Below are 25,356 nucleotides of genomic sequence, written 5' to 3' on the forward strand. Positions count from 1 at the left end.
AAGTAAAACCTCCTTTGTAATGTTATCTTACAAGGAGGTTTTCTTATGCTTCTAAAAGAAATTTTCAATTAATTTTCTTAAATTTGTTTCAAAGATTTCATCCGCCCTAGGATTTCTTTTTTTAGTTTTGCCATAATATTTATTTTGTCTCCTAAGTTTTCCGTGGATATGACGACGATTCAACATTCCATCTATATTATTTTCTGAAAATATTATACCATTTTGGTTTATTGGGAAAGCCTCTTTAGATAAACACAAGGCAGCTAATCCATAATCCTGGGTTATTATAATATCTTTTTTCTCTATTTTATTTACAATATAAAAGTCTGCACTATCACGACATATGTCTACTGAAACAATTTCTGCATAGGAATCGGAAATTTCATGGGCATAGTTTTTTACAACGACTATTTCTAACCCATATTCTTTAGCAATATCTATGGCTAAATCTACTACAGGACATCCATCAGCATCTACAAATATTTTCATATACTCACCCTAGTTTATTATAACATAATACAAAATTAGATGGACTAGGTTAGGAGAATGTTATATGTTTAGGATTAGATTAAGGGGCAAAGAACTTCACATCAAATTATCAATATGATACGTTCAATAAGTCGACAGAGTTTTAAATAGATAAAGCGGAAGAACTTAAAAAGGGTTTTAAAGTTGAAACATACTTCTAACGAAGAATTGAAAAATACTTTAGAATTTATAAATCAAATCCTATGCCATGTTGCTTAGGCTTTTATTATTTGACAATATTCAAAATATTCGCTATAATTAAATCGAAAATACTAAATACATTATTTTACAACTCAAAAATTCAATTCAAAATAGAATAAAATCAAGTATAAATGAATATCTATTATTGTAACATTCTCCCATTTATATTATATCTTAAAATATCAAATTAAATAATCAAGTTAATATTTTACTTTCTAAATTTACCTATACTTAGGGGGTGGTCTCTATAGATTAGGTTAATTATGTTGTGAATTTTCAAGCAAAGTAATAAACAAAAAGAATCATTAATGGAGGGATGAATATGGATAAAATAGTATATCCTTACATACCTAATTCAGCACCAGAAGTCAAGAAACAGATGCTAAAAGAACTAGGTCTAGAAGATGTGGAAGATATTTATGCAGAAATTCCTGAACATTTAAGGTTTAAAGGTAAAATGGATTTACCAGAACCTCTTTTATCAGAATATGAACTAGAAAGACATGTAGAAGAAATACTTGCACAAGACAAGGACTGTAAGGAATATTTGAGTTTCTTAGGGGGAGGAACTTGGCAGCACTATGTACCAGAGGTATGTAACACTATTAATTCAAGGGATGAATTTTTAACAGCCTATGTAGGAGCAGCTTATGCAGACCATGGCAAATACCAAGCTATGTTTGAATTTGCCAGTATGTTAGGAGAGTTATTAGATTTTGATGTTGTTAGTACGCCTACATATGATTGGGGTATGGCAGCAGGTTATGCAATAAGAATGGCAGCAAGGATGACAGGAAGAAATGAAGTATTAATTCCTAAAACTATAGCACCAGATCGCTATCTATGTATTAAAAACCTATGTAAACCAACTATTAATATTAAACTAATAGATTATGATATGGAATCGGGTTTACTTGACTTAGAAGATTTAAAAAACAAGATTTCAGATAATACCGCAGCTGTTTATTTTGAAAATCCATCCTATCTTGGATTTATAGAGACTCAAGTAGAAGAGATCTCTAGGATCACCCATGAAAAAGATGCCATAAGCATAGTCGGAGTGGACCCAAGTTCATTGGGAGTATTAGCACCTCCAAGCCATTATGGAGCAGACATTGCATGTGGAGAATTGCAACCTTTAGGTATCCATATGAATGCTGGGGGAGGTCTTGCAGGATTCATTGCTTCTAGAGATGAAGAAAAACATGTTGCAGAATATCCTACTCAACTTTGGGGAATAACGGAAACTACAAAAGAGGGAGAATATGGATTTGGAGATGTAAGTTTTGAAAGAACTTCTTATGCTTCTAGAGAAAATGCTAAGGACTTTTTAGGTACTCAAACTGCTTTATGGGGTATAACAGCTGGTGTATATCTTGCTCTAATGGGACCTTGGGGTATGCAGGAATTGGGAGAAGGAATAATGCAGAGAGTAAGTTATGCCCAAAGGATATTAAGCGAAATTCCAGGAGTAAAGGTGCCAATATTTAGCTCAATTAACTTTAAAGAATTTATAATAAATTTTGATGATACAGGTAAAAAAGTATCAGAGATAAATAAAAGTTTATTGGATTATGGAATATTTGGTGGGAAAGACCTTTCCAAAGAATTCCCAGAGTTAGGTAATAGTGCCCTATATTGTATTACAGAAATTCATACAAAGTCAGATATAGATAGATTAGCAGATACCCTTAAGAAAGTATTAGCGTAAAAGTCTAAATGATAAGGGAGGTATTAATATGGCAAAATTAAAGATACGTGAAAATTACCATCAAGCAAGATGGGACGAACCTATTATATATGAACTTTCCACACCTGGAGAGAGGGGGATATTGGTTCCACAACCGGATAAGGAGATAAAGGATGAAGCAGTAAATGTATTATCAAGGCTACCAGAAAATATGCGTCGAAAAGAAAAACCCAATTTACCTGAAATATCTCAAAAACATGTTTTAGCCCATTATCTACATCTTTCTCAAGAAACATTAGGTTCCAACTTAAATAATGATATAAGTCAAGGTACTTGTACCATGAAATATAATCCTAGAATTAATGAAAAATTGACAACCCTTATTCATCACGTACACCCATCACAAGATGAAAGCACTATGCAAGGGATTCTAGGTATTTACTATAGATTTGAACATTTTTTGAAAGAAATATCAGGAATGGATAAATTCACATTACAACCTGGTGGAGGTTCCCATGCAGTATATACAGCTGCATCAATAATTAGAGCTTATCATGAATCAAATGGGGAACTAGAACAGCGAGATGAGGTTATTACTACAATATTTTCACATCCCTGTGATGCTGCAACACCTGCTACTGCAGGATTTAAAGTCGTAACACTATTTCCAAACGAAGAAACTGGTATTCCAGACATAGAAGCTTTAAGGGAGGCAGTATCTGAACGTACGGCAGCAGTATTTATAACAAATCCTGAGGATACAGGAATCTATAATAAGCAAATTGATGAATTTGTTGAAATAGTACACGAAGCTGGAGGCCTATGTTTCTATGACCAAGCTAATGCTAACGGCATGTTAGGTATAGCTAGGGCTAGGGAAGCTGGTTTCGATATGTGCCATTTCAATGTACATAAAACCTTTGGTACACCTCATGGTTGTTCAGGTCCTGGTACAGGGGCATTGGGGGTTAGAGAACATTTAGCTCGATTTTTACCAGTTCCTACAGTGGAATTTGATGGAGATAGATATTATCTGGATTATGATAGACCTGAAAGCATTGGAAAAGTAAGAGGATTCTTTGGAGTTGCACCAGTAGTTCTTAAAGCATACAGTTGGGTAATGATGCTAGGTGCTGAAGGACTTAAGGAAGTAGCTGAAATCTCTGTATTAAACAATAATTATCTACAGAAGAAGATAGAAGAAATTCCAGGTGTAGATGTTTGGTATGCTAGAGACCGTCGTCGATTAGAACAAGTAAGATACAATTGGATGAAACTTGAAGAAGAAACAGGAGTAGGTACCGATGATATAATGCGTAGGATAGGGGATTATGGTATACAGCATTACTGGACTAGTCATCACCCTTGGGTAGTACCTGAACCCTTTACCCTTGAACCTTGCGAAACCTACTCAAAGATAGATCTTGATGAATATGCAGCAGTATTAGAGAGAATAGCAGAAGAAGCTAGAAAGGACCCCGAGTTTGTAAAAGCTTCCCCACATAAATGTGCAAGCAATGTAATAGCTAAGCCAGAAGAATTAAATGATCCAGAAAAATGGGCAGTAACTTGGAGAGCATATTTAAAGAAACACAATAAGGGGTAATTGTTAAAGTTATAGTGAGTCGCCTGCAAAGGTCTGCAGACTTTTGCAGGCGTTATAAAAATCTACTATCATAACAAGGGGGTAAAAATTTGAAATTAGGATTTATAGTAAACCCTATTGCAGGCATGGGAGGCAAAGTAGGTTTAAAGGGTACTGATGGAAAAGAGGTTTTGGAAAAAGCTCGCCAGTTAGGTGCATATCCCGAAGCACCAGAGAAAGCTAAAAAAGCTTTACAAATTCTAATTCCCCTCAATGACCAAATTGAAATAATAACCTGTCCTGGTAGCATGGGGGAAGATGAAGCAATTGAATTAGGATTTAAACCTAAGGTTATAGGGGAAAGAAAGTCTATCCTAGGGCCCGAGGATACTGAAGAAGCAGCAAGGAAGATGCTAGATATAGGTGTGGATTTGTTGCTATTTGCAGGAGGAGATGGTACTGCAAGAAATGTATATAATGTAATTAGTGACAAGCTACCAGTCATTGGTATACCAGCAGGGGTAAAGATTCATTCAGCAGTTTATGCTAATCATCCTAGAAATGCTGGAGAGGTAGCATTAAAATATTTAAAAGGTGAACTTAAAACAATAAGGGAAGCTGAAGTAATGGATATTGATGAAGAAGCCTATAGGAAAGGACAAATAACAGCAAAACTATATGGTTATATGAAGGTACCCTATGAACGTCAATTGGTCCAAAGCCTTAAAGCGGGAAGACCAGAACAAGAAGAATCAGCACGAGAAGCAATAGCAGATCGAATAATCTCTGAAATGGAGCCTGATGTTTTTTATATAATAGGGTCTGGAACCTCTACAAGACCTATTATGGAAAAGTTAGGATTACCTAATACCCTTTTAGGTATAGACATAGTAAAAAACAAAGAACTTGTAGCTTCTGATGTTGGGGAAAAAGAAATTTTGGAAATTATCAATGGTCAAAAGGCTCAAATCATAGTTACAGTCATTGGAGGTCAAGGATATATCTTCGGTAGAGGCAATCAACAACTGAGTAGAAATGTTATTAGGATGGTAGGAAAGGATAATATACGGATTATTGCAACAAAAAACAAAATCGTCTCTTTAGGAGGACAACCAATCTTAGTAGATACTGGCGATGATGAGGTAAATAAAATGTTCAATAGATATATGAGAGTCTTCACAAGTTATAATGAAGAAATAATTTATAGAATAAAAGGATTGTAATTTAAAACCACCAAAAAATTGGTGGTTTTTGTTAATTAGAAAAGATAAACGTAATATGATAGCACTATAATCCATATACAATTGACAGAGACTCTATTATTATGTAATATAATATTACATAGATAAATTAATATCTCAAAAAAGGGGATGCATATAATGAAATTTGGAATGAGAAAACCAAGTATAAAAAAGAGAATAGGAGCCAGAACCAGCATCAAAAGACAAATTGTCCATAGAGGTGGATTCAAAATGCCAAGAGGATATGGCTGGATTAGAAATCCTAAAAAATATGTTTATAATAAAGCGTACAATAGGACTACCTTTGATATATTTAAAGTTTTGAAAAAGTTGTTTAAGTGAAGATAGAGTTATTAATTGAAACAATAGGAGGAAATATTAAACATTTGTAGAATTATATAATATAATATGGAAATTTGGAGGGGAAGGGGAGACGGTTATAGGGGAAAAGATATGAATTTTAGCTATAAATACTAATTATTAATTTTTCTTTTCTTTATTTTTAAATATATATGAAAATATTTATCATTAGGAAAAAGTGAGGCGATAATTATGGAATATGCTATAGATAAAAGTGGCAACCATGTACATCATTCTAATGCAAAAAAATCGGTTTTATATAAATGTCCAGACTGTTTAGAAAAAGTATTCATTCGTACAGGCAAGAATGCTTGCTTTTATCATAGACCTATTCCCGATAGAACGCCGTTACAGAGAACATGTCCAGAATATCATGAGGGGACCTCCCGTTATGGCAAAATTGATAATCTAATAGATATTCTTTATATAAATAATGGTGGGATTCCATTATATTTATGTAATAGTGACGAAAATTTTCAACTTAGAGCTTATTTTCCAACGATTAGTGAGGATAGCTTTAACAAGTTAAGAAAATTAGGAGCCAAGGTCTATGTTAATACTAAGGCTTATTCAAAAATAGATAGAAAAATATATAATATTGATAATTTAAATTTTTATCCTATAAATACAATTGAAAAATGGATCTATGTGGAATGTAAACCATGTATTTCCGAGATAGATGTACACAGAAAATGGTTATGGGGTATCAGAGGAGTTGATATAGAAAATGATATATATCATTCTAACAAAGATGGTGGCTATAGGGTTGCCCTAAAATCTAATATTATTATGGGGAAAACTTATAGAATTATGTTTGATAAATATCCACCTAAAATAGAAGGGATAAATTTTGAAAGAATAGGTGAAATTTGGCTTAGAGAAAAGTCAATAAGAAAACTCATTGGTATTTATGAGATGAATATATTTAATTATACAGAGTCTGCTAAGGAATTTATTGAAGGCAAAGGATACCATTTAGTAGAAAAATCAAATGAACTAATACCATTATGGCCTCCAGCAGTATTTAAGGGAAATGAAATAATCTTTAATCAACGAGAAGCATTTTTTTTACATATCAATAATTCAGGAAAAGAGAAATTGTACTTAACTTTATATAATAGTTTGTTAGAAATTAGGGACATAAAAAACGAGAGATATTCTATTGTAAAACTACAAGTTTATAACGATAGATCTATAGTAATATCAGATGAAGAAATAAGAAAGTATAATTCGGAAATAAAATATAGTACCATATATAATAAATCCTTAGTAAAAAAACAATCAATTGAACCAGTAATTAAAATAAAAGATATAAATAATATAGAAATGAATTTTGATGAAAAAAACCTAAAGCTACCTAAGGATAGAAAACTCTATATAGAATCCAACATCCCTTTTTGTACTACAGTAAATAATAAAAATTATGTAATATCTTCAAGTACTAAATGTTTTGAAAATATAGATTATCTGGTGGACTTAAAAATCAATAGTAGGGCATTTGGAATAAAAAGCTATAAATATAAAAGGGAGAAACCTCAAATAATAGCAAAAAGTAATTTAGATTGGGAACTAGAGTATACCAGATTTTACAGATGCACTGTACCAATTACTAAGGCTAATAATCAGCATTTTCAATTATTATATCTATTATCCCAGAATATTAATGAAAAAAACATACAGCTTTACAGACTACTTGAAACTTGGATAAAAACCAATTCTATCCCTGTTTCAGCGATAAATCATTTAGATAGAATATTTAAGTCTTTAGAGGAGGTATAAAAAATGAATAATAGGATTAAATTATCTGATGACTTTTTAGACAAGCTAAGTGATGAAGAAATATACTTACTAATAGATGCAATTCCAAATGAACAGCTTTTATATCCCATAAAAAAGTATCCAAAAGAATTTAGAGAAGAAACAAAAGGGTGTTGGATAAATGAAAAATCAAAAATGTTAATAAATAGGCTTCCTAGTATATATTTTAATAGAATAAAAAAGAGTGATGGCAATATTATTGAAATTGTAAGGATGAGTGCAAATAATGATTTAATTATAGTTAATGAACATATATTTGAAGTGACCTCAGATGAAAATTTTTTAAATAAAACAATAGCTAGTAATGATATTGGTAAAATTAGAGAGCTAATGGATATCATTTCAGAGCAATTAAGGCCTGAGTACATTAAATTATTTTTCAAGTTAATGGATCAGGAACTTAGTGATGAACAAAATAATTATATTGATAAAAAATCGCAGAAAATGATAATAGAAAGAGGTTTAAGAGAAGAAATATCTAAAGAGTTGGCCCAAGACTATAAGGTAGAAATCAAGAATATTAAGGATGCAAATAAAGTAGAAAAACAAAACCAAGATAAAAAAATAAAAAAAATAGAAAAAGAATTAAATAATATTAAAGCAGAGCTTTCCAGGGAGAATAGGCATTCAAGTTCATTAATGCAAGATATAGAAAAAATAAAAACAGAAAAAGATGATGAAATTAATGTTTTGGAAAAGCATATTGAGAAACTATGTTTTCAAATTGATAATATAGAAAATGAAAGGCTCAAATTAAAATTTAATATTGAAAAAAAAGATTTAATTATAGAAAATCTAAATAAGGATTTAGAATTAAGATATGATGAATATTGTTTTATTGCCCAAGAAAAATGGAATATAGAAAATGAGAGTTTATTGAAAAAACAAAAAAACTTAGAAAAAAATTATAATGATTTAGAAAAAATAAAAAATGAATTAGTCGAGAGTATTCGGGAGTTAGAAGTTGAAAAAGTTCAATTAGAAGATAAAATTTCAGAATATAAAAATATTACTTACAACTTCATTGACAATATTGATAAAAAGTTAATTGAGAAGGCTTTATATGATTCATTATTAAAATATAATTCTAATAATTTGATACAAGTTCAAAATATAGATAATAAATCTACTAATTTATATATTAAAAAGAATGAAAGGGCAACAAATATAAATAAATGTATCAAAGTAAATGATTTTGCAGAAAATATTGCAATTAATTTAGAAAATATAGGTGTAAAAAGTACAGCTGATGAAGTTGCAAATTATATTATTGGTATTTTGGCAGCAGGCATGACACCATTAATTTGTGGATATAAGGCTAGAGAAATTGCAACTGCAATTAGTACTTCGTATAGTGGAGAAACTCCATATATAATTACATTGCCAAATGGCTATACAAATTCAAAAGAATTAGTAGAAATATATAATTTAGCAGAGTCTAATGTTGTTTTAATTGAGGATGCTGTTGGAACTATGAATGAAAATGCTTTAATGCCATTACTAAGAGAAAGGGCACAGAAGGGATTTTTAACTAAAATTTTATTGCTATCAACGGAAAATATAGACTCTATAAAATATATGCCGTCTAACCTATTAAATCAAGTTGCTCTTGTAATGATAAGTAAATATGACATTAGTAAAAATACTGATTATGAAATTAGTGATGCAAGAGATGTATTAGAACAGTTTACATCATTAAATAGTTTTAAAAATGAATATAGAATTATTGAAAAGCTTTTATTTAATTTAAAATTAGGGAATCCATATGAAATACTAAGATCTAAAATTATTGCATATTCTCAAAAGTTATCAAATTCTAAAGCAGCTTTACAGGGATACCTAAGGTCTGAACTTATGTTTATATGTAGCTGTAATAACACACTTGTTAATTTGGAAAACAATATAAAAAAATATCAATTAGACGATAGCTTGGTAGAAATTATTAGGAGAGGATTAGATGAATAAAAATATAGTTAGAAAAATATCCTCTGATTTAAATATTAATAAATATAACAACGAATCTAATGAAGAATATGGAAACAGACTTATATATACTGCTTTTGCAGCTTGGGCAAGAACCCTCGTATTGGGTAAATCTTATACTGACTTATATTATGAAGCTAAATATGTAAATGCTAATTATCACAATGTAGATATAATGCATATTCAAGTGAGATTAACACAAATTGCTTATGGATTTCTAATGTCAATTCCACATTCTAAAGATTGGTTTATCAATAGCAGCATTGAAGACCAATGTAGTGATCTTGCTAGTACTATAATTGAAAATTTAATTTTTTGTTATGAATTATCTAAACTTAATGATTCTAGAAGATTAACTAATTCACCAATTAGACATGCTAATTTTAAAAACAACCAACTTGTTTTGGGCGGGGAACAGTGGAAAATATCTGGCAAAAAGCTGACCTCTGTTGGGCTTGGAAGATGGATACAGACTGTAAAATTAACTGAAAACTATAAAGAAATATTTAACATACCTAAATATTCATCTGATGAATATTATAATACATTAGTGGAATCTGCATTTTGGAAAGAAAGTAATTTAAATGGTCGATACAAAATTTTTAAAGTTGGTACAAACTTTTTCTACTATAAAGCTTGGCAGGATTTAAATATATCGAAAATTCCACAGGGTATATCTCTACTAAAAAACATTGAAGTTGACGGTGGCTATATATTAGTAAAGAAGAATAAGGATGCCGTATCTACTGCTAGACTTGATAAATGGTATTACGATGAAAACGAAATATATAGAATTATGTATGTTCTTGATAGTTATAATGAAACACCAGCAACTTTTCAAGTAGAAATTTATGATAATTATGTAATTCTTCATTGTCATAGTAAATTACCCAATCCTGAAATGAGAATTTTATTAATGTCATCATGGCCTAAAAGATTTTATAATGATATCTTTTATAGGATAATTCCTAGATTTCTCTGGAATGATATAGAAGATATGTTAGTTAATTTGGGAATTAAAATTGAATATATCAATAGCTAAAGGGGGAAAGAATATGGGTGAATTTGGTATTAGGGAAACACATGATGTATTAAAGAAACGATTGTCAAATTATATAAAAGCACAATACTTTGCTGAAAATGAATTGTTGCTTGAAGCAACTAAAGATTTATTAACTAGAGAAGGGGTGCTTTTTCAAGAACCTTATATAGAGGCAACGAAAAGTTATGAAATTGTAAAAGATGGATTTGATAATGCAGATTTGCCAGAGAATATAAGAAGATATTTAAATTTACTTATTGAAAGAAATCTTGGTGTATTTAATACTCCATTTTACCACCAGGTGAAATCATTAGAGGATTTTTACAAAGGTAAAGACTTGCTAATTACCACAGGTACAGGTTCTGGTAAAACTGAATGTTTTATATGGCCAATGTTAACCGAAATGATTAGAGAAGTTCATACTTCTCCTGAAACATGGGAAATGCAAGGTATTAGAACATTAGTACTATATCCCATGAATGCATTAGTATCTGATCAACTTGGTAGAATTAGAAATATTATTGGAAGTAAAGATGATGCTTATATGAACATTATTAAATCTTTATCAAAGAAACATGTTAGAAGACCACGATTTGGAATGTATACTGGAAGAACGCCTTATCCTGGAATAGATGATCCTAAAAAGAATGAAGATTTAGGGAAAGTAATATCGGAAAATTATATTAATTGCACAGATGAAATTAAAGAAGAATTATATAAAATAGGAAGAATGCCTTCAAAAGATCTAAATACCTTTGCAGCAAATCTTTTGAGAGGAGAGCAGGTTACAGGAGTAGATGATTCTGAATTATTTACCCGTAGAGAAATGCAAATGATATGTCCTGATCTATTGATAACCAATTATAGTATGCTTGAATTTATGCTTATGAGGCCTATAGAACACTGTTTTTGGAAACAAACAAAACAGTGGTTAAATAGTTCTGATGAAAATAGGCTATTATTGGTAATAGATGAAGCACATATGTATAGAGGTGCCTCTGGTGGTGAAGTTTCGTTATTAATAAGGAGGCTCATGGATAAATTAGAAATTAGTAGAGATAAGCTTAGATGCATATTGACAAGTGCAAGTGTACCAGAGGGAAAAGATGATGAACTGAGAAAATTTGCCTGTGGATTAACAGGACAAGATTTAATAAAAGATAATTTTTCTATTATACGGGGGAAAACTGAAGAAATTAGTGGGAATAGAAAAGGAAATGTAACTGATATAGAAATTTTAACAAGATTAGATTATGATAAATTGCAAGGAAGTGATGAAGAATTAAAATCTCAAGTTGAGATTTTAGCCCAAGGATTAGGTTGGAAAGAAGTAGATGATAACATTTATGAATATTTATATGATAATTTATCTAAATATCCACCTATGTTAGAATTGATAAAATTATGTAGTGGACAGGGTGTAGAGTTTAGTAAAATAACCAGTAGTGTTTTTAAAAATACAAATCAAATGGAGGCTGAAAAAGCAGCCGAGATATTGCTTTCACTTGGAACATTAGCCAAATCAGAGGAAAACAAAGTGTTGCTACCATCTCGAGTACATCTTTTATTTAAAGGGCTAAATGGAATATTTGCTTGTTTAAATCCAAACTGTAAATATAGTCATGAGGTTATGGGCATTAAAATAGGAAATATATATGAGGAAGGTCATCTTACTTGTCCAAAGTGTGGAGCAAGGGTGTTTGAGTTAATCGGAGATAGAAGATGTGGAACGTTATTTATACGTGCTTTTAAAGATAATAGTGATCCTTATAATTTTTTATGGCAAGAACAGAATAAATTATTGCATAAACCAGAAGAGATACATTTATGGATAGCACCAAAAGATAGGACAGATATTTTCAAAAATACTGTTAAGAAAAGTAAAGCTAGAGAAAATTCAAAATTCGGTTATATTGATTCAAGAACAGGTATCTTGTTTTATGACGATACATATGAAAATGATGAAAATTTTATAAAAGTTTTAATTCCATTAAAGATGAATGAAACCTTAAAAGCATTTACTTTTCCAACTTGTCCTAATTGTGGAAGAGATAAAACCAAATTAACCCCATTTAGGACAAGAGGAAATGAGCCATTTGCAAATATTGTTATAGAACAATTATGGACTCAACCTTCAAGAAGTAAAAACTTAAAAAATGAGGGAAAGAAAGTATTGCTTTTTTCAGATAGTAGACAACGTGCAGCTACATTAGCACGTGATTTAACCATAGCTAGTGATGGTGATGCAGGAAGACAAGCTTTATTTCTTGCAGATAAGTTGTTAGAAGAGCACTATGGCAGAGGTAATGTACCTATAAATCTATTGTATTATGCTTTTTTAAAAGTTGTTTATGATAATAATGTAAGCTTTTTCTATGGAGATGAAAAAGATACATTTAAATCCCAACTTTATACCTATTATGAATTATATGGACATAGGACAAGTCCTAGATATCATCGAATGAAAGATACTATTGGAAATCCACCAGAAATGTTTTATCAACTATTGCTAAAGAATATAAGTGATAGTTTTAGATCTTTCAATAATCTATGTTTAGGTCAAGTTCTTCTTATTGAAGGTGGAGAGGGTGGTGAAGATGTTGATGAATTATTAGAAATAGTTAAGGAACAAACTCAAATAGATGTTGATATTATTAGGGATATATATAATGCTTGGATACAAGGTTTAATAGTAAAAGATATTGCCATATTTCCAGAAGTAAAAGATAGTGTTAGAACTAGTATTCTTCCTTTTGATAGGGCGGGTTTTGGAGTAGATGAAGATGATAATTTTCCATTATTTTTAAGGAAATTACTTGAGAAGAATGGTATTTGTAAAGAACAAATGGATATTATGAAAGATAGGTTTCATTTATTTACTAAGAAGGGAGATGATACTGAAAATAATCACAATAGGACATATATATTACCAGGGTTATTGACCTTAAAGACAAATGAAGATGGTATTTGGTATAGGTGTAATAGATGTGCGGGTACATCTACATTTACTTTGTTTGATAGTTGTATTTATTGTGGAAGTAATAAACATATAAATAAAATATCTGATGAAGAATTATCTAGGTATGATTTTTGGAGAAAGCCTGTTATTCAAGCAATAAATGGTGCTAGTATAAAAAACATTACAACAGAAGAGCATACAGCCCAATTATCTCATAAAGATCAAAAAGAAAAAGCTTGGTCAACAACTGAAGAATATGAGATGAGATTTAGAGATATCGTGGTAGAAAAAGACAGTGAACCTATTGATATTTTGAGTTGTACTACTACTATGGAAGTAGGTATAGATATTGGATCATTAACAGCAGTAGGACTTAGAAATGTTCCACCTATGAGAGAAAACTATCAACAAAGAGCAGGACGTGCTGGGAGAAAGGGCTCAGCAGTATCAACTATAGTTACTTACACAGAAGATGGTCCCCACGATTCGTGGTATTATAAGGAGCCAGATAAAATGATATCGGGGGAACCAAGAATACCTTGGATTGACTATGACAATCATAAGCTTATAAAAAGACATTTAAATATGATACTCCTTCAAGAATATTTTATAGAAAAAGACATGAGTATTGATCAAGTTGACACTATAAACTTTTTTAATCCTAATATTTCATATAACTATGAAGATTTTATTCAATGGTTAGATTTAAAAATTCCATTAGAAGAAAAAAGAACTAAAATTTTAATTCCTAATTCTAATGATTTTAATTGGACTAATTATAAAAAAGGGTTTATTGAAGAAATAAATTTGTTGGGTGAAAATGTTAAAGACAATCCAATAAAATATAAAAGGAAAATTACATCTAAAACAGATAATTCTGAGAGCGAACAAGATAATAATATTATGTTACTAGATACATTGTTTACCGAAAGCTTTTTACCAACATATTCTTTCCCAAGAAATGTAGTCAATTTTTGGATAGAAGATCAATATGGGAAAATAAGAGAAAGTCCTGAAAGAAGTATAGATATAGCTTTAAGTGAATATGCACCAGGTAGAATGATTGTAGTAAATAAAAAATCATATATTTCTGGAGCCATATATAATCATTATACAAAATATGATAAAGAATTTAAATATAAAGCAGCTAAACCATGGCTTGAAATGAAAGAGTATAATAAAGATATATACTGTTGTAGCAATGAAAACTGTGGTTGGTTTGGATTGGAAAATGAGAATTTACGATGCCTGCTATGTGGTTCTACAGTAGAAAAGCATACTATGATTAAGCCTTGGGGATTCGCAGCTAGAGAAGGGAAAAATATACCAGAAACACGTGATAGTCAAGAATATTCAACTATAAGTATACCATCATATTCATCAATGCCTCAGGATTTAAGTAAGATGAAAATAATATCTAAAACTGGTTTAATGAAAATGGAAAACAGACAAGATCAACAAATAATAATGATAAATAAGGGACCTAAGGAAAAAGGATTTGATTTATGTAATAAATGTGGAGCTACTGATCCAGCAATATGTTTAGAGGATGAAAAAAGGAATAGAAAACGACCCTATAAGGTTTCATTTCCTAAAAATGATACTCAGGATTGTTCTCATAATAGAGAAAATGTTTTTCTTGGATATGATTTTAAGACTGATATGTTGGTTATAGAGTTAAAACTTGAGGGACATAAAATAAATATAGAGGAAAAAAATTTAAACTTATGGCTTATTCCTGCATTAACAACTTTTGCCGAGGTTTTAGCACTATCTGCTAGTGAGGAACTGGATGTAGAATTTAGCGACTTAAAATCTGGATATAGAATTCGCTATGGTGAAAATTGTATTTATGCAGATGTATATTTATATGATAGCCTTTCAAGTGGAGCAGGTTATTCAAGTAGGGTTGCGTATTTAATAGACAATGTACTAGATAAAGTTGAGAAAAGATTAATTTCCTGTGATTGTGATTCTTCTTGTCCAAAATGTATAAGGCATTTTTGGAACCAATCAGTACATGAAAATTTAGATAGAAAAGCAGGATTAGAATTATTAAAATGGGTTAGAGATGGAGTTGTTGAGACAAATATTCCTAAAAATGAACAACGAAAACACTTAGATATTATAGATATGATAATTAAATTACAATGTGGCGATAATTATGGAATAATTGAAGGTAGCGGAGATTCATATTTCAGTGTAAATATTGATGGAGCAATCAAACCAATAAAAGTTTATCCAGCTATGTGTGCAGTTTCTTCAATAAAAAATAATGATAATGCTATATTAGTACCTGATAGATTGCTTAAAGTTGCTGTTTCTAATGCGTGGAAAATTGTTAGAGAAGCATTTTAGAAAGATTTGTAGGGATATATATTAAGAATAATAAAGAAATAATTGCATTAGATTTAAAACCTAAGGTAATAGTTAAGAGAAAATCTACTGTAGGATCTTAGGATATAGGAGAGGCAAGTAGGATGTTAGATATGCCCTTGGAGTTATTGCTTTTTATTGGATGAGAATGATACTCCATTAAATATTTATAATGTGTTGGCGGCTAATTGGTGGTCATTGATATATAAGAGCCCTGGCAGGTTACAACGAGGAAATAATTTATAGAGTAAAGTGATTATAATTTGAAACCAACAGGAAGTTGGTGGTTTTTGCTTAATATGAAAAGATAAAGTAATATAATAGCATGAATAATCAAGGAAAATTGACATCACCTTAAACATTATGTAACATAACAACACATAGATAATTCTGTATCCCAATTAGGAGATGGATATAATGAAATTTGGAATGAGAAAACCAAGTATAAAAAGAGAATAGGAGTCTGAACCAGCATCAAAAGACAAATAGTACACAGAGGTATTTTCAAAATACCAAGAGAGTATGGTTGAATTAGAAATCCTAAGAAATATGTATATAACAACGTGTACAATAGGATTAATTTTGACATATTTTGGTTTTGAAAAAAGTTGATTAAGTGATAATAGAGTTATTAGCTAAAACAATAGGAGTAAAAGTTAAACGTTAAGTACTTAGATTTGTAATGGAATTTTTAGTATATCATGAAGTATTATATGCAGAAATGCCAAACAATGGCCATGATAAGCTTTTTAGGGAAAGAGAAAGAAAATTTATACCATCTAAAATAGCTGAAAAAGAAGCAAAGGAATTTGAAGATGGATATGAATATGACGCCAACGTATCTTATTATTGGTATACAGTAAGTAATCAATTTTTAGATACAATTCATTGTGATTATAAGATTGATGCAGTGAAGTAGATGAGAAATTTATAAACTAAATAAAATGAAAATAAAAACATGTAGAATATTATATATAAATAAAGTAAGTAAAAATTCTAAGAAAAGGTATTAGAAGTTCATTAAACCATTAATAGGGATGAGCGTAGAAGAATTGGAGAAAATTAGGGGTACAAAAGACCTAAAAAATTAGAGAATGATGTCTACTTATGGTAAAATATTTATATATTACTTTATAAAAGTTGGTGGTGCCTGTGCATATAAGGACAAAAAACATTTAATATTGAAATCCAAGGATAGGAAAGTAATCAAAATATCTGCAAAAAAACATAAAACTTTGAAAGAAAGATTTAAAAAATATAGAGGTGATTATCAGCCAAGGGAATGGAATACGAGACTTCCTCTGGGAAAAGAAATATAGAAGAGAATATAGTAGAATTATAGATTCGCCTATTTATGTTTTAAATTACTTCCCTATAATAAGATACTATATGTTAAAGGAATGTTTTAGAGGTAATTAATAGCATAATTAGACTTTAATAATTTACAAATAATTACTATATAGATTAGATTAAAATACTTAATTATTGGGGGGATTAGAGTGAAAATACTATATGATGTTTGTAAACCAAGAGAAACTGTGTTTGATGAATCAAAAAGAGATGATACATTGGATTTATCCAATTTATTAGACGATTCAATAGATAGCGAAGAATTTTTTAGGGAGACTTACATAACAGAGGGAATGAATCTCTTATTTGACACAGCCTTTAAAAGATTTGAAGGAAAGTCTTCTAGTGGTATCATTAAACTAACTCAGGCAATGGGAGGCGGCAAGACTCACAATATGCTTGCGTTAGGGCTTTTAGCTAAAAGTAAAGAGGCAAGAGAAAAGGTATTAGATGGTAAATTCAAGGATTTTGATCAGGATATAAATGTTGTGGCCTATACTGGAAGAGAAAGCGATTTAAAATTTGGTATTTGGGGCGAAATAGCAGAACAATTGGGGAAAAAAGACTATTTTAAAGATTACTATAGTCCCCTTATGGCCCCAGGTCAGTCAGCATGGATTAATCTGTTAAAAGATGAAAAGCCAACTTTAATTCTTTTAGATGAATTACCACCATATTTACAAAACGCTAGAGCTGTACCCATAGGTACGGGAACATTAGCAGATATAACAACAACGGCATTATCAAATCTATTTAATGCAGTTAATAAAGCGGAACTACACAATGTATGTATAGTAGTTTCAGATTTACAAGCAACCTATGAAGAAGGTTCCAAAATACTTCAACATTCTTTTAAGGAATTAGACAATGAAATTGGCAGATCTGCCATTAATATAGAGCCAGTAGGGGCTAATACAGATGATTTATATAATATTTTAAGAACTAGACTTTTTGAAGAAGTAGGTACAGAGGAAGATGTATTAGAAATAATAGAGGAGTATAAAGATGCCTTAAATGAAGCAAGGCAAATGCAATATACAAACTATACTGTAGATGAATTGTCTTTGGGCATAAAGAATTCATACCCCTTCCATCCTTCCATTAGGGATTTATTTGCAAGATTTAAGGAGAATCCAGGTTTTCAACAAACTAGAGGCTATATAAGACTTACAAGATTAATGGTTAAGGATTTATATACAGAGGATGAGAATGGAATTATAAAAGCTAAAGAAAAATCCCTTATAAATGCCTATGATATGGACCTAAATAATGGGGAATTAGTTACAACTGTTAAAGGAATAAAGTCTAGTATATCAAATGCTATAGCCCATGATATAGCAGACAATGGTAGTTCTGTAGCAGAAATAATAGATAGGGATACGGGAAAGACTGATATTCAAGATATTAGTAAATTGATATTAGTATCTTCCCTAGGAAATGTGTCAAATGCCATAATAGGTCTTTCTATGCAAGAATTAATGGGATATATAGTAGAACCAGGAAGAGACTTAACAGGTTTAAAACAAAGTTTAGATGAATATAGTACTAGAGCTTGGTATTTATATAAAGATAAAAATAATAGACTATTCTTTAAAGATATAAAAAATGTTAATGCAGAACTAATATCTTTAGTAGATACCTACTCTTATGATTTTTCAAAAGCAAAAATAAAAGAATTTTTAGAGGAAAAATTTATGCCAACACAAAAAGATTGTTATCAAGAAGTATTAGTTTTCCCATCTATAGATGAAATAGATTTAAATAGAGATAAAGTTACACTAGTATTAACAGAGCCTTCTAAAGATGCTAGTGGACTTAAAAAAGAATTAGAAAAGTTTTTTGAAGATACAACATATAAAAATAGAGTGATGTTTTTAACAGGACAGAGAAATTCAATGGATAATCTAGTTAGGGTAGGGAAAAATTATGTAGCCATTAATCAAATAATCTATAATCTTAAATATGAAGATAAATTACCAGAATCAGATCCCCAATTCCAACAAGCATTGGATTTATATGATAAAGTAAATCTAGAATTATTAAGTAATTTAAGGGAATCCTTTGTTACATTATACTATCCTAAGAGAAGAGGGCTTGTACAGGACGATATAACAATGGAATTTGAAGAAAACAAATATGATTTAGAAGAACAGATAAAAAATCTTTTAATAGACAAGATGAAATTTGATACAGATATTGATAGCAAAGAATTTAGGGAAAAATTTGAAGCTAGAATATTTACAAATAGACAAATGTTATGGAATCATATAAAAGAAAGAGCAGCTACTACAACCTCTTGGTCTTGGCATCACCCAGATGCATTAGAGGATTTAAAATCTAATATGCTAAGACGTGGTGAGTGGATTGAAACGGGAGGATATATTGATAAAGAACCTCCAGCTCCTGAAACTACAGTAACAGTCAGAGAAATTTATGAAGATGAAGAAACTGGAGATGTAACTCTAAAATTAACACCACAATATGGGGATATTGTATATTATGAAATAGGTCAAGATGCAACAGAATCTTCTTCTAAAGTAGAGGATTTATCTAATTTTAAAACATCTGAACTGAAATTATCTTTCCTATGTGTAGATAGTAAAGGGAAAAACCCAACAGGTAAGCCAGTGGAATGGACAAGACAAATTAAGGTTAAATATAATCCACCATATACAAAAGGGGAAAAAGAAATTATTGAGCTTAAAGCTACTGCGCCTGGTGTAAAAATACTTTATACCACTGATGGTTCTAATCCTAGGGAAAATGGGGGAGTCTATGATGGAGAGATAGAAATTCCAAAAGGTACAAAATTTGTTCAAGCAGTAGCTGTAAATGAAAAATTAGGCATATACTCTGAACCATTACAAATAGAAATAAAAGATAAAAAGTTTGAAATAGATAAGGATAAAAAAGTCGAAATTACAGAGCCTACCCCATATAATAGTACAGCAGAAGTTTTCAATGGATTAGAAGAATTAGAAGAATTTAATGCCTCTATATCAGGCATTACTTTGGGAATATCCAATGATAAAAATAATATGGTAAATGAATTTATAGAACTTTCCATGGGCGGATTTGATATTGATAGTCCAAAACTTTTAGAAGAGCAATTGGAAAATATTATAGAAAATTTCTTTGATGGAAAAGATTTTGAGGTGTATTTAAATATAAATAAAATTACATTTAAAACAGGAGCTGACTTTGAAAGATGGGTTTCCAGTAAAAAAGAAAATATAGAAAACTACAAAGACAAGATTAGGCAATAGGGAGGTTTTAAGATGGCGAAAATCCAAGGAATTGGATTCGGATTTATACCCGAAGAAACAAGTCATCATTTCTTAGTTAAGATACCAAGAAGTCAGCAGGAAAAAGTACAAGTATTTGAAAGATTTCATTGGGATGATGGTGAACAAAAGACAGATATGAATTATGAAAATACAAAGATTATAATTTCACGATACAAATGGGATTTAGTAAAAGATGCTATACAAAATGAATTAAATAATACATTAAAAGAAAACAATACAATAGTAGGTAGATTTAAAGTAGGAGATGAAATACCAGTTGAAAGGCTATTAGGGAAAGAAATGGTACTACTGCTTTGGGCCATAGAAGATTCTGATCCAAGTCTTATACCAGTTGCCATAAGAAATTGGTTAGGTTTTAGTAGAGAAGAAAGATGGTGGCTTTTTACTATGACTAATGCAACCACGGGACATGCCGATGATAAACGTGGATGGAGAAAAGCTATAAGATATGCAATAACAGAAAATCCAATAGATGAAAAAGGACAAATTAAATTATTTGATTTATAAGGAGGAAAAAATGTTAGATTATGAAAGATCTTTTATAGAGACCCAGTTTCCAGTATCTAAAGTATCTAAGGAAAGCTATAAAGAGAGAATGGCTAATTTAGGTCAAACACTAACAGGCCTTGGTAAATGGTGGGGAAGAAAGCCACTAGTACTGGTAAGAGCTGCAATACTTGGTGCTCTTTTACCTGTATCTGATAACCCAGAAAAAGATAGAGAAATTTTCTTAAAGTTAATGACTATGGATGAAGAAGGGCTATATTTAAGAAAAAATAAAAACTTCACCCAAAAACAGCTTTTTGAACTATGTGATGAGGGCTTAAAAAGAAGGTATATGGAATTAAATGACAAAGGAAAGCCTGTATATATAAAAGGAATAGAGGAAGATGAAAAGGAATTGCTTCAAAAAAATGCTTTTAGCAAACTAACTTATGATGAAAAATTAAGATTGTGTAATAGACCAGAGCATATAAAAAAATTACCACAATCTACATGGGATGAAATAAATGAACATTTAGATACTAATGCAGATAGTTTTCAATCTTTAATAGAAGAATTAGGAATGAAAAGATTTGGAAGAAGACCTAAAATAGGAGATGTATTCTCAGGTGGAGGGAGTATCCCCTTTGAAGCTGCAAGGCTTGGAGCAGATGTATATGCATCAGATCTTAATCCTGTAGCTTCTCTTTTAACTTGGTCAAGTTTAAATATAGCTGGTTCCAGTGATGAAGAAGTGGCAGGATTAAAGGAGTTTCAAGAAAAGGTATATAGTGAAGTGGACAGAATAGTAACAGAGTTAAAAATAGAATACAATGAAAAGGGTCATAGGGCAGACTCTTATCTTTACTGTATGGAAACCATTTGTCCAGAGTGTGGATGGAAAGTTCCCCTTGCCCCTTCTTGGGTAATAGGAAGAGGTACCAAGACCATAGCTATACTTGAAGATAATGGGATAGATGGATTTGATATAGATATAAAGTCAAATGTAAGTAAAGAAGCTATGAAAAATGCAGACTCTTATATAACAGTGAGAGGAAACAATATATATTGTCCCCATTGTAAGATGGAAACACCTATAACTTCCATCAGAGGAGATAGAAAAGATAAAGATGGAGAAATTATATATGGCTTGAGACAATGGGAAAGAGATGAATTTATACCAAGAGAAGATGATGTTTTTCAAGAAAGGCTGTATTGTATAAGATATGTTTCGGATAGTGGGAGATATTATATAGTACCAACAGAGGAAGATTTAAAAAGAGAAGAAAAAGTAGTAAGTTTACTTTCAGAAAGATTTAGTGAATGGCAAGAAGCAGGATATATTCCATCAGCAACAATTGAAGATGGTGTTGAGACTACAAGATTAAAGCGTGAAAGAGGATGGGCATATTGGCATCAATTATTTAATCCTAGACAATTATTTATTAATGGATTGTTTGCAAAAGTGGCTAGTGAAATAGCTAGTGGACAGAAGGAAAAAGCTATGGGATTGTTGGGAGTTAATAGATTAACAAATTGGAATTCAAAATTATCAAGATGGAATCCGGGAATAGGTGTAGAGAAAGGACAAGAAGTTTTCAGTAATCAAGCTTTAAATACTATGTATAATTATATTACTAGACCAATAATAGCTTTGGATACTACATGGATTTTTAATATAAACAATTCAAAAATAACTTCAAAAACTGATATTAAAACTAAAGATGCAAGAGATAACAACGAATCCTGCGATTTATGGATTACAGACCCACCCTATGCAGATGCAGTAAACTACCATGAACTGACAGAATTCTTTTTAGCTTGGGATAAAGCACTTTTAGAAAGAGCCTTTTCAGAATGGTACACAGATTCCAAAAGAATACTTGCTGTTAGAGGGGTAGGAGAAGAATTTAATGAATCTATGATAGAAATTTATTCTAATTTAAGAGAGAACATGCCTGATAATGGAACTCAAGTAGTAATGTTTACACATCAAGATGTAAGAGTCTGGGCAGAGCTTGCAATGATTCTTTGGGCTTCAGGCCTTAGAGTATCTTCAGCTTGGACAATTTCTACAGAAACTGCCACTGGAGGATTAAAGTCAGGAAATTATGTAACAGGTACTGTACTTTTAACACTTAAAAAACAATTAGATGATGATGTAATTTTTCCAGATGAACTTTATGATGAAATAGAATATGAAGTAGAATCCATGATAGATAGTATGAAGGATTTAAATGATAAAGAGGATCCAGATTTTAATGATGCAGATTTTATACTAGCTTCCTATGCAGCTGCCCTTAAGGCTATTACCTCCTATAGTGAAATTGCTGGAATAGATGTAGACTATTGGTTAAGACAGGGAAGAGATAGTAAAGAAGAAAATCCAATAGAAGCACTAATTAAAAAGGCACAAAAAATAGCCTATGATTATTTAATACCAGATGGATTTGATAAATTTATTTGGAGGGATTTAGAAGCCTCTGAAAGGTTTTTTATAAGAGGATTAGAGCTGGAAATGAACAATATATATGAAAATGGTGCTTATCAAGAACTAGCCCGTGGATTTGGAGTAAAAGATTACAAAGATATGTTTAAATCCACAAAAGCCAATGAAACTAGATTTAAAACTGCAGAGGAATTTAGAAGAAGTAATATAGGTGGAGAAGAATTTGGTAGTACTCTAACTCGCCATTTACTTGTAGCTATAAATGATAGTATAAAAGAAGGCAAAACCTCAGTGGGAATAAGTTATTTAAAGAATATCTATCAAGAAGACAATAAATATTGGTCATTAAAATCTAGAATGATAGAAATATTAGATTTTATATCAAGGGTAGAAAACATACCCCATATGGAACACTGGGAAAACACAGGTTATTATGCAAAAGTTTTAAGAGAAGCACTAAGAAATGATGGTGTATAAGGGGTGGTCTTTTGATTAAAAGATATTCATCTAGGAGAGAGTCATTATCCGACTCTCTCTTTAACAAAAAGTTAAAAAATGCAAGGAGTTATGATAGAATTGCTGGATACTTTAATTCGTCTATATTAGAGATTGCAGGGGAGTATGTAGATGATATCGAAGGGAAAATAAGAGTAGTTTGTAATTCGGATTTAGATATTAGAGATGTGAAAACTGCAAAAGCTGCAAATAATGCCTTGAGAAGAGAATGGTGTAAGTCTGAACCAGAAAAGATAGCAAATGGACATGATAGGTTTGCAAAATTATATGAATTGCTATCAAGTGGCAAGATGGAAGTAAGAGTATTACCAAATGAAAAGTTTGGGCTTATTCATGGTAAAGCAGGGGTTATAACCTTCAAGGATGGCACAAAAACATCTTTTTTAGGCAGTGCTAATGAATCCCTATCTGGATGGAAATTAAACTATGAGCTAGTATGGGAAGATAGTTCAGAAGAAGCTATAGAATGGGTTCAAGAAGAATTTGATTCTCTTTGGAATGATGAAACTGCTATCCCTCTTTCTGAATTCATAATTGAGGATATAAAAAGAATTTCAGAAAGAGAAGTTATAGAAAATGTAGAAGATTGGAAGGAAAAAGAACCAGAACCAGCGGTCGTGGCTGTAGAATCTCCAGTATATAGGGAGCAACTAGGACTTTGGGAACATCAGAAATATTTTGTAGATAGGGTTTTTCACGATCACAAAAAGTCCTATGGTGCAAGGTATATACTTGCAGATCAGGTTGGATTAGGCAAGACTATACAATTGGCTATGGCAGCACAACTAATGGCATTATATGGAGACAAGCCAATACTCATAATAGTACCAAAGACACTTATTTGGCAATGGCAAGATGAAATGAATTCACTTTTAGATATGCCTTCTGCTGTTTGGGATGGTAAGTTTTGGGTTGATGAAGAAGGTCATGAATATATAGGCAGAGGTATAAAAAAGTGTCCAAGAAGGGTAGGAATTATTTCTCAAGGATTGATTGTGGCTAAATCAAAAGTTATTGGAGAACTTTTAGAACAAGAATATGAATGTGTAATTGTTGATGAGGCTCATAGAGCTAGAAGGAGAAATTTAGGAGAAGGTAAAGAGGAGCATAGCCCAGATCCCAATAATCTCTATGAATTTTTACTCAATATTTCTATTAAAACTAAAAGTATGCTTTTAGCTACTGCAACTCCTATTCAAATGTATCCAATAGAATTATGGGATCTAATGAATATACTATCTCAAAAAAATGACAGTGTATTAGGAAGCCCTGCATCCTATTGGAGAAAAAAGACCATGATCCAAAGAAGTTTAAATTTAATTATGGGGAAGGAGAAAATAGATTTTTTCAATAGGGAAAATTGGGAATGGATTAGAAATCCTTTTCCGCCAGCCTATGAAAACACTCTTTTTGCATCTATGCGACTTAGAAACAATATGAAAGAAGATGAATTTGTTTATAGAAAGA

General features: G+C 30.9%; 14 protein-coding genes. 13 read left to right on the forward strand and 1 reads right to left on the reverse strand.

What is annotated here, in order from left to right; genetic code table 11:
* Positions 1–51: 51 nt before the first annotated feature.
* Positions 52–489, reverse strand: coding sequence for a YaiI/YqxD family protein (locus C3E90_RS06725; RefSeq protein ID WP_236914896.1), 438 nt, complete (start codon positions 487–489; stop codon positions 52–54).
* A gap of 562 nt (positions 490–1,051) precedes the next feature.
* On the opposite strand from C3E90_RS06725, the gene gcvPA reads away from it, so the two are divergent.
* From gcvPA to C3E90_RS06790, 13 genes are all read left to right on the forward strand, one after another.
* Positions 1,052–2,440, forward strand: a complete 1,389-nt coding sequence (gcvPA, locus tag C3E90_RS06730) for an aminomethyl-transferring glycine dehydrogenase subunit GcvPA (protein WP_336513015.1) — start codon at positions 1,052–1,054, stop codon at positions 2,438–2,440.
* 28 nt (positions 2,441–2,468) lie between these two features.
* Positions 2,469–4,025 carry an aminomethyl-transferring glycine dehydrogenase subunit GcvPB gene (gcvPB, locus tag C3E90_RS06735; protein ID WP_236914898.1) on the forward strand — a complete coding sequence of 519 codons (1,557 nt, stop codon included), beginning with the start codon at positions 2,469–2,471 and terminating at the stop codon, positions 4,023–4,025.
* Between the two features lie 89 nt (positions 4,026–4,114).
* On the forward strand, positions 4,115–5,227 hold the full coding sequence (locus tag C3E90_RS06740) for an ATP-NAD kinase family protein (protein ID WP_236914899.1): 1,113 nt from the start codon (positions 4,115–4,117) through the stop codon (positions 5,225–5,227).
* A 156-nt stretch (positions 5,228–5,383) separates the two neighbouring features.
* Entirely contained in the window at positions 5,384–5,587 is a 204-nt protein-coding gene (locus C3E90_RS06745) for a hypothetical protein (protein WP_236914900.1), read from the forward strand.
* A 210-nt stretch (positions 5,588–5,797) separates the two neighbouring features.
* Positions 5,798–7,384, forward strand: a complete 1,587-nt coding sequence (locus tag C3E90_RS06750) for a hypothetical protein (RefSeq protein WP_236914901.1) — start codon at positions 5,798–5,800, stop codon at positions 7,382–7,384.
* Between the two features lie 3 nt (positions 7,385–7,387).
* On the forward strand, positions 7,388–9,388 hold the full coding sequence (locus C3E90_RS06755) for a hypothetical protein (RefSeq protein WP_236914902.1): 2,001 nt from the start codon (positions 7,388–7,390) through the stop codon (positions 9,386–9,388).
* On the forward strand, positions 9,381–10,448 hold the full coding sequence (locus tag C3E90_RS06760; protein ID WP_236914903.1) for a hypothetical protein: 1,068 nt from the start codon (positions 9,381–9,383) through the stop codon (positions 10,446–10,448). Before C3E90_RS06755 ends, C3E90_RS06760 begins: the two co-directional genes overlap by 8 nt.
* A 13-nt stretch (positions 10,449–10,461) precedes the next feature.
* Entirely contained in the window at positions 10,462–15,765 is a 5,304-nt protein-coding gene (locus C3E90_RS06765) for a DEAD/DEAH box helicase (RefSeq protein ID WP_236914904.1), read from the forward strand.
* 700 nt (positions 15,766–16,465) lie between these two features.
* The gene (locus tag C3E90_RS06770) at positions 16,466–16,702 is read left to right on the forward strand and encodes a hypothetical protein (RefSeq protein WP_236914905.1); all 237 of its coding nucleotides are present in this window, start codon (positions 16,466–16,468) and stop codon (positions 16,700–16,702) included.
* Positions 16,703–17,282: 580 nt separating this feature from the next.
* Entirely contained in the window at positions 17,283–20,399 is a 3,117-nt protein-coding gene (locus tag C3E90_RS06775) for a DUF499 domain-containing protein (RefSeq protein ID WP_236914906.1), read from the forward strand.
* 12 nt (positions 20,400–20,411) lie between these two features.
* The gene (locus C3E90_RS06780; protein WP_236914907.1) at positions 20,412–20,948 is read left to right on the forward strand and encodes a DUF3780 domain-containing protein; all 537 of its coding nucleotides are present in this window, start codon (positions 20,412–20,414) and stop codon (positions 20,946–20,948) included.
* 10 nt (positions 20,949–20,958) lie between these two features.
* The gene (locus tag C3E90_RS06785; RefSeq protein ID WP_236914908.1) at positions 20,959–23,850 is read left to right on the forward strand and encodes an anti-phage-associated DUF1156 domain-containing protein; all 2,892 of its coding nucleotides are present in this window, start codon (positions 20,959–20,961) and stop codon (positions 23,848–23,850) included.
* Positions 23,851–23,861: 11 nt separating this feature from the next.
* Positions 23,862–25,356, forward strand: a 1,495-nt coding sequence (locus C3E90_RS06790; protein WP_236914909.1) for an SNF2-related protein, incomplete at its 3' end; no start/stop codon positions are given.

The sequence above is a fragment of the Clostridium sp. Cult2 genome (genome assembly GCF_021655075.1).
Classification (GTDB): domain Bacteria; phylum Bacillota; class Clostridia; order Tissierellales; family Tepidimicrobiaceae; genus Schnuerera.

Coding starts and splice junctions, on each gene's coding strand:
- C3E90_RS06780 (WP_236914907.1), top strand. CDS start 20,412: ATGGCGAAAATCCAAGGAATTGGATTCGGATTTATACCCGAAGAAACA.
- gcvPA (WP_336513015.1), top strand. CDS start 1,052: ATGGATAAAATAGTATATCCTTACATACCTAATTCAGCACCAGAAGTC.
- C3E90_RS06745 (WP_236914900.1), top strand. CDS start 5,384: ATGAAATTTGGAATGAGAAAACCAAGTATAAAAAAGAGAATAGGAGCC.
- C3E90_RS06785 (WP_236914908.1), top strand. CDS start 20,959: ATGTTAGATTATGAAAGATCTTTTATAGAGACCCAGTTTCCAGTATCT.
- C3E90_RS06755 (WP_236914902.1), top strand. CDS start 7,388: ATGAATAATAGGATTAAATTATCTGATGACTTTTTAGACAAGCTAAGT.
- C3E90_RS06760 (WP_236914903.1), top strand. CDS start 9,381: ATGAATAAAAATATAGTTAGAAAAATATCCTCTGATTTAAATATTAAT.
- C3E90_RS06770 (WP_236914905.1), top strand. CDS start 16,466: ATGGAATTTTTAGTATATCATGAAGTATTATATGCAGAAATGCCAAAC.
- C3E90_RS06765 (WP_236914904.1), top strand. CDS start 10,462: ATGGGTGAATTTGGTATTAGGGAAACACATGATGTATTAAAGAAACGA.
- C3E90_RS06750 (WP_236914901.1), top strand. CDS start 5,798: ATGGAATATGCTATAGATAAAAGTGGCAACCATGTACATCATTCTAAT.
- gcvPB (WP_236914898.1), top strand. CDS start 2,469: ATGGCAAAATTAAAGATACGTGAAAATTACCATCAAGCAAGATGGGAC.
- C3E90_RS06725 (WP_236914896.1), bottom strand. CDS start 489: ATGAAAATATTTGTAGATGCTGATGGATGTCCTGTAGTAGATTTAGCC.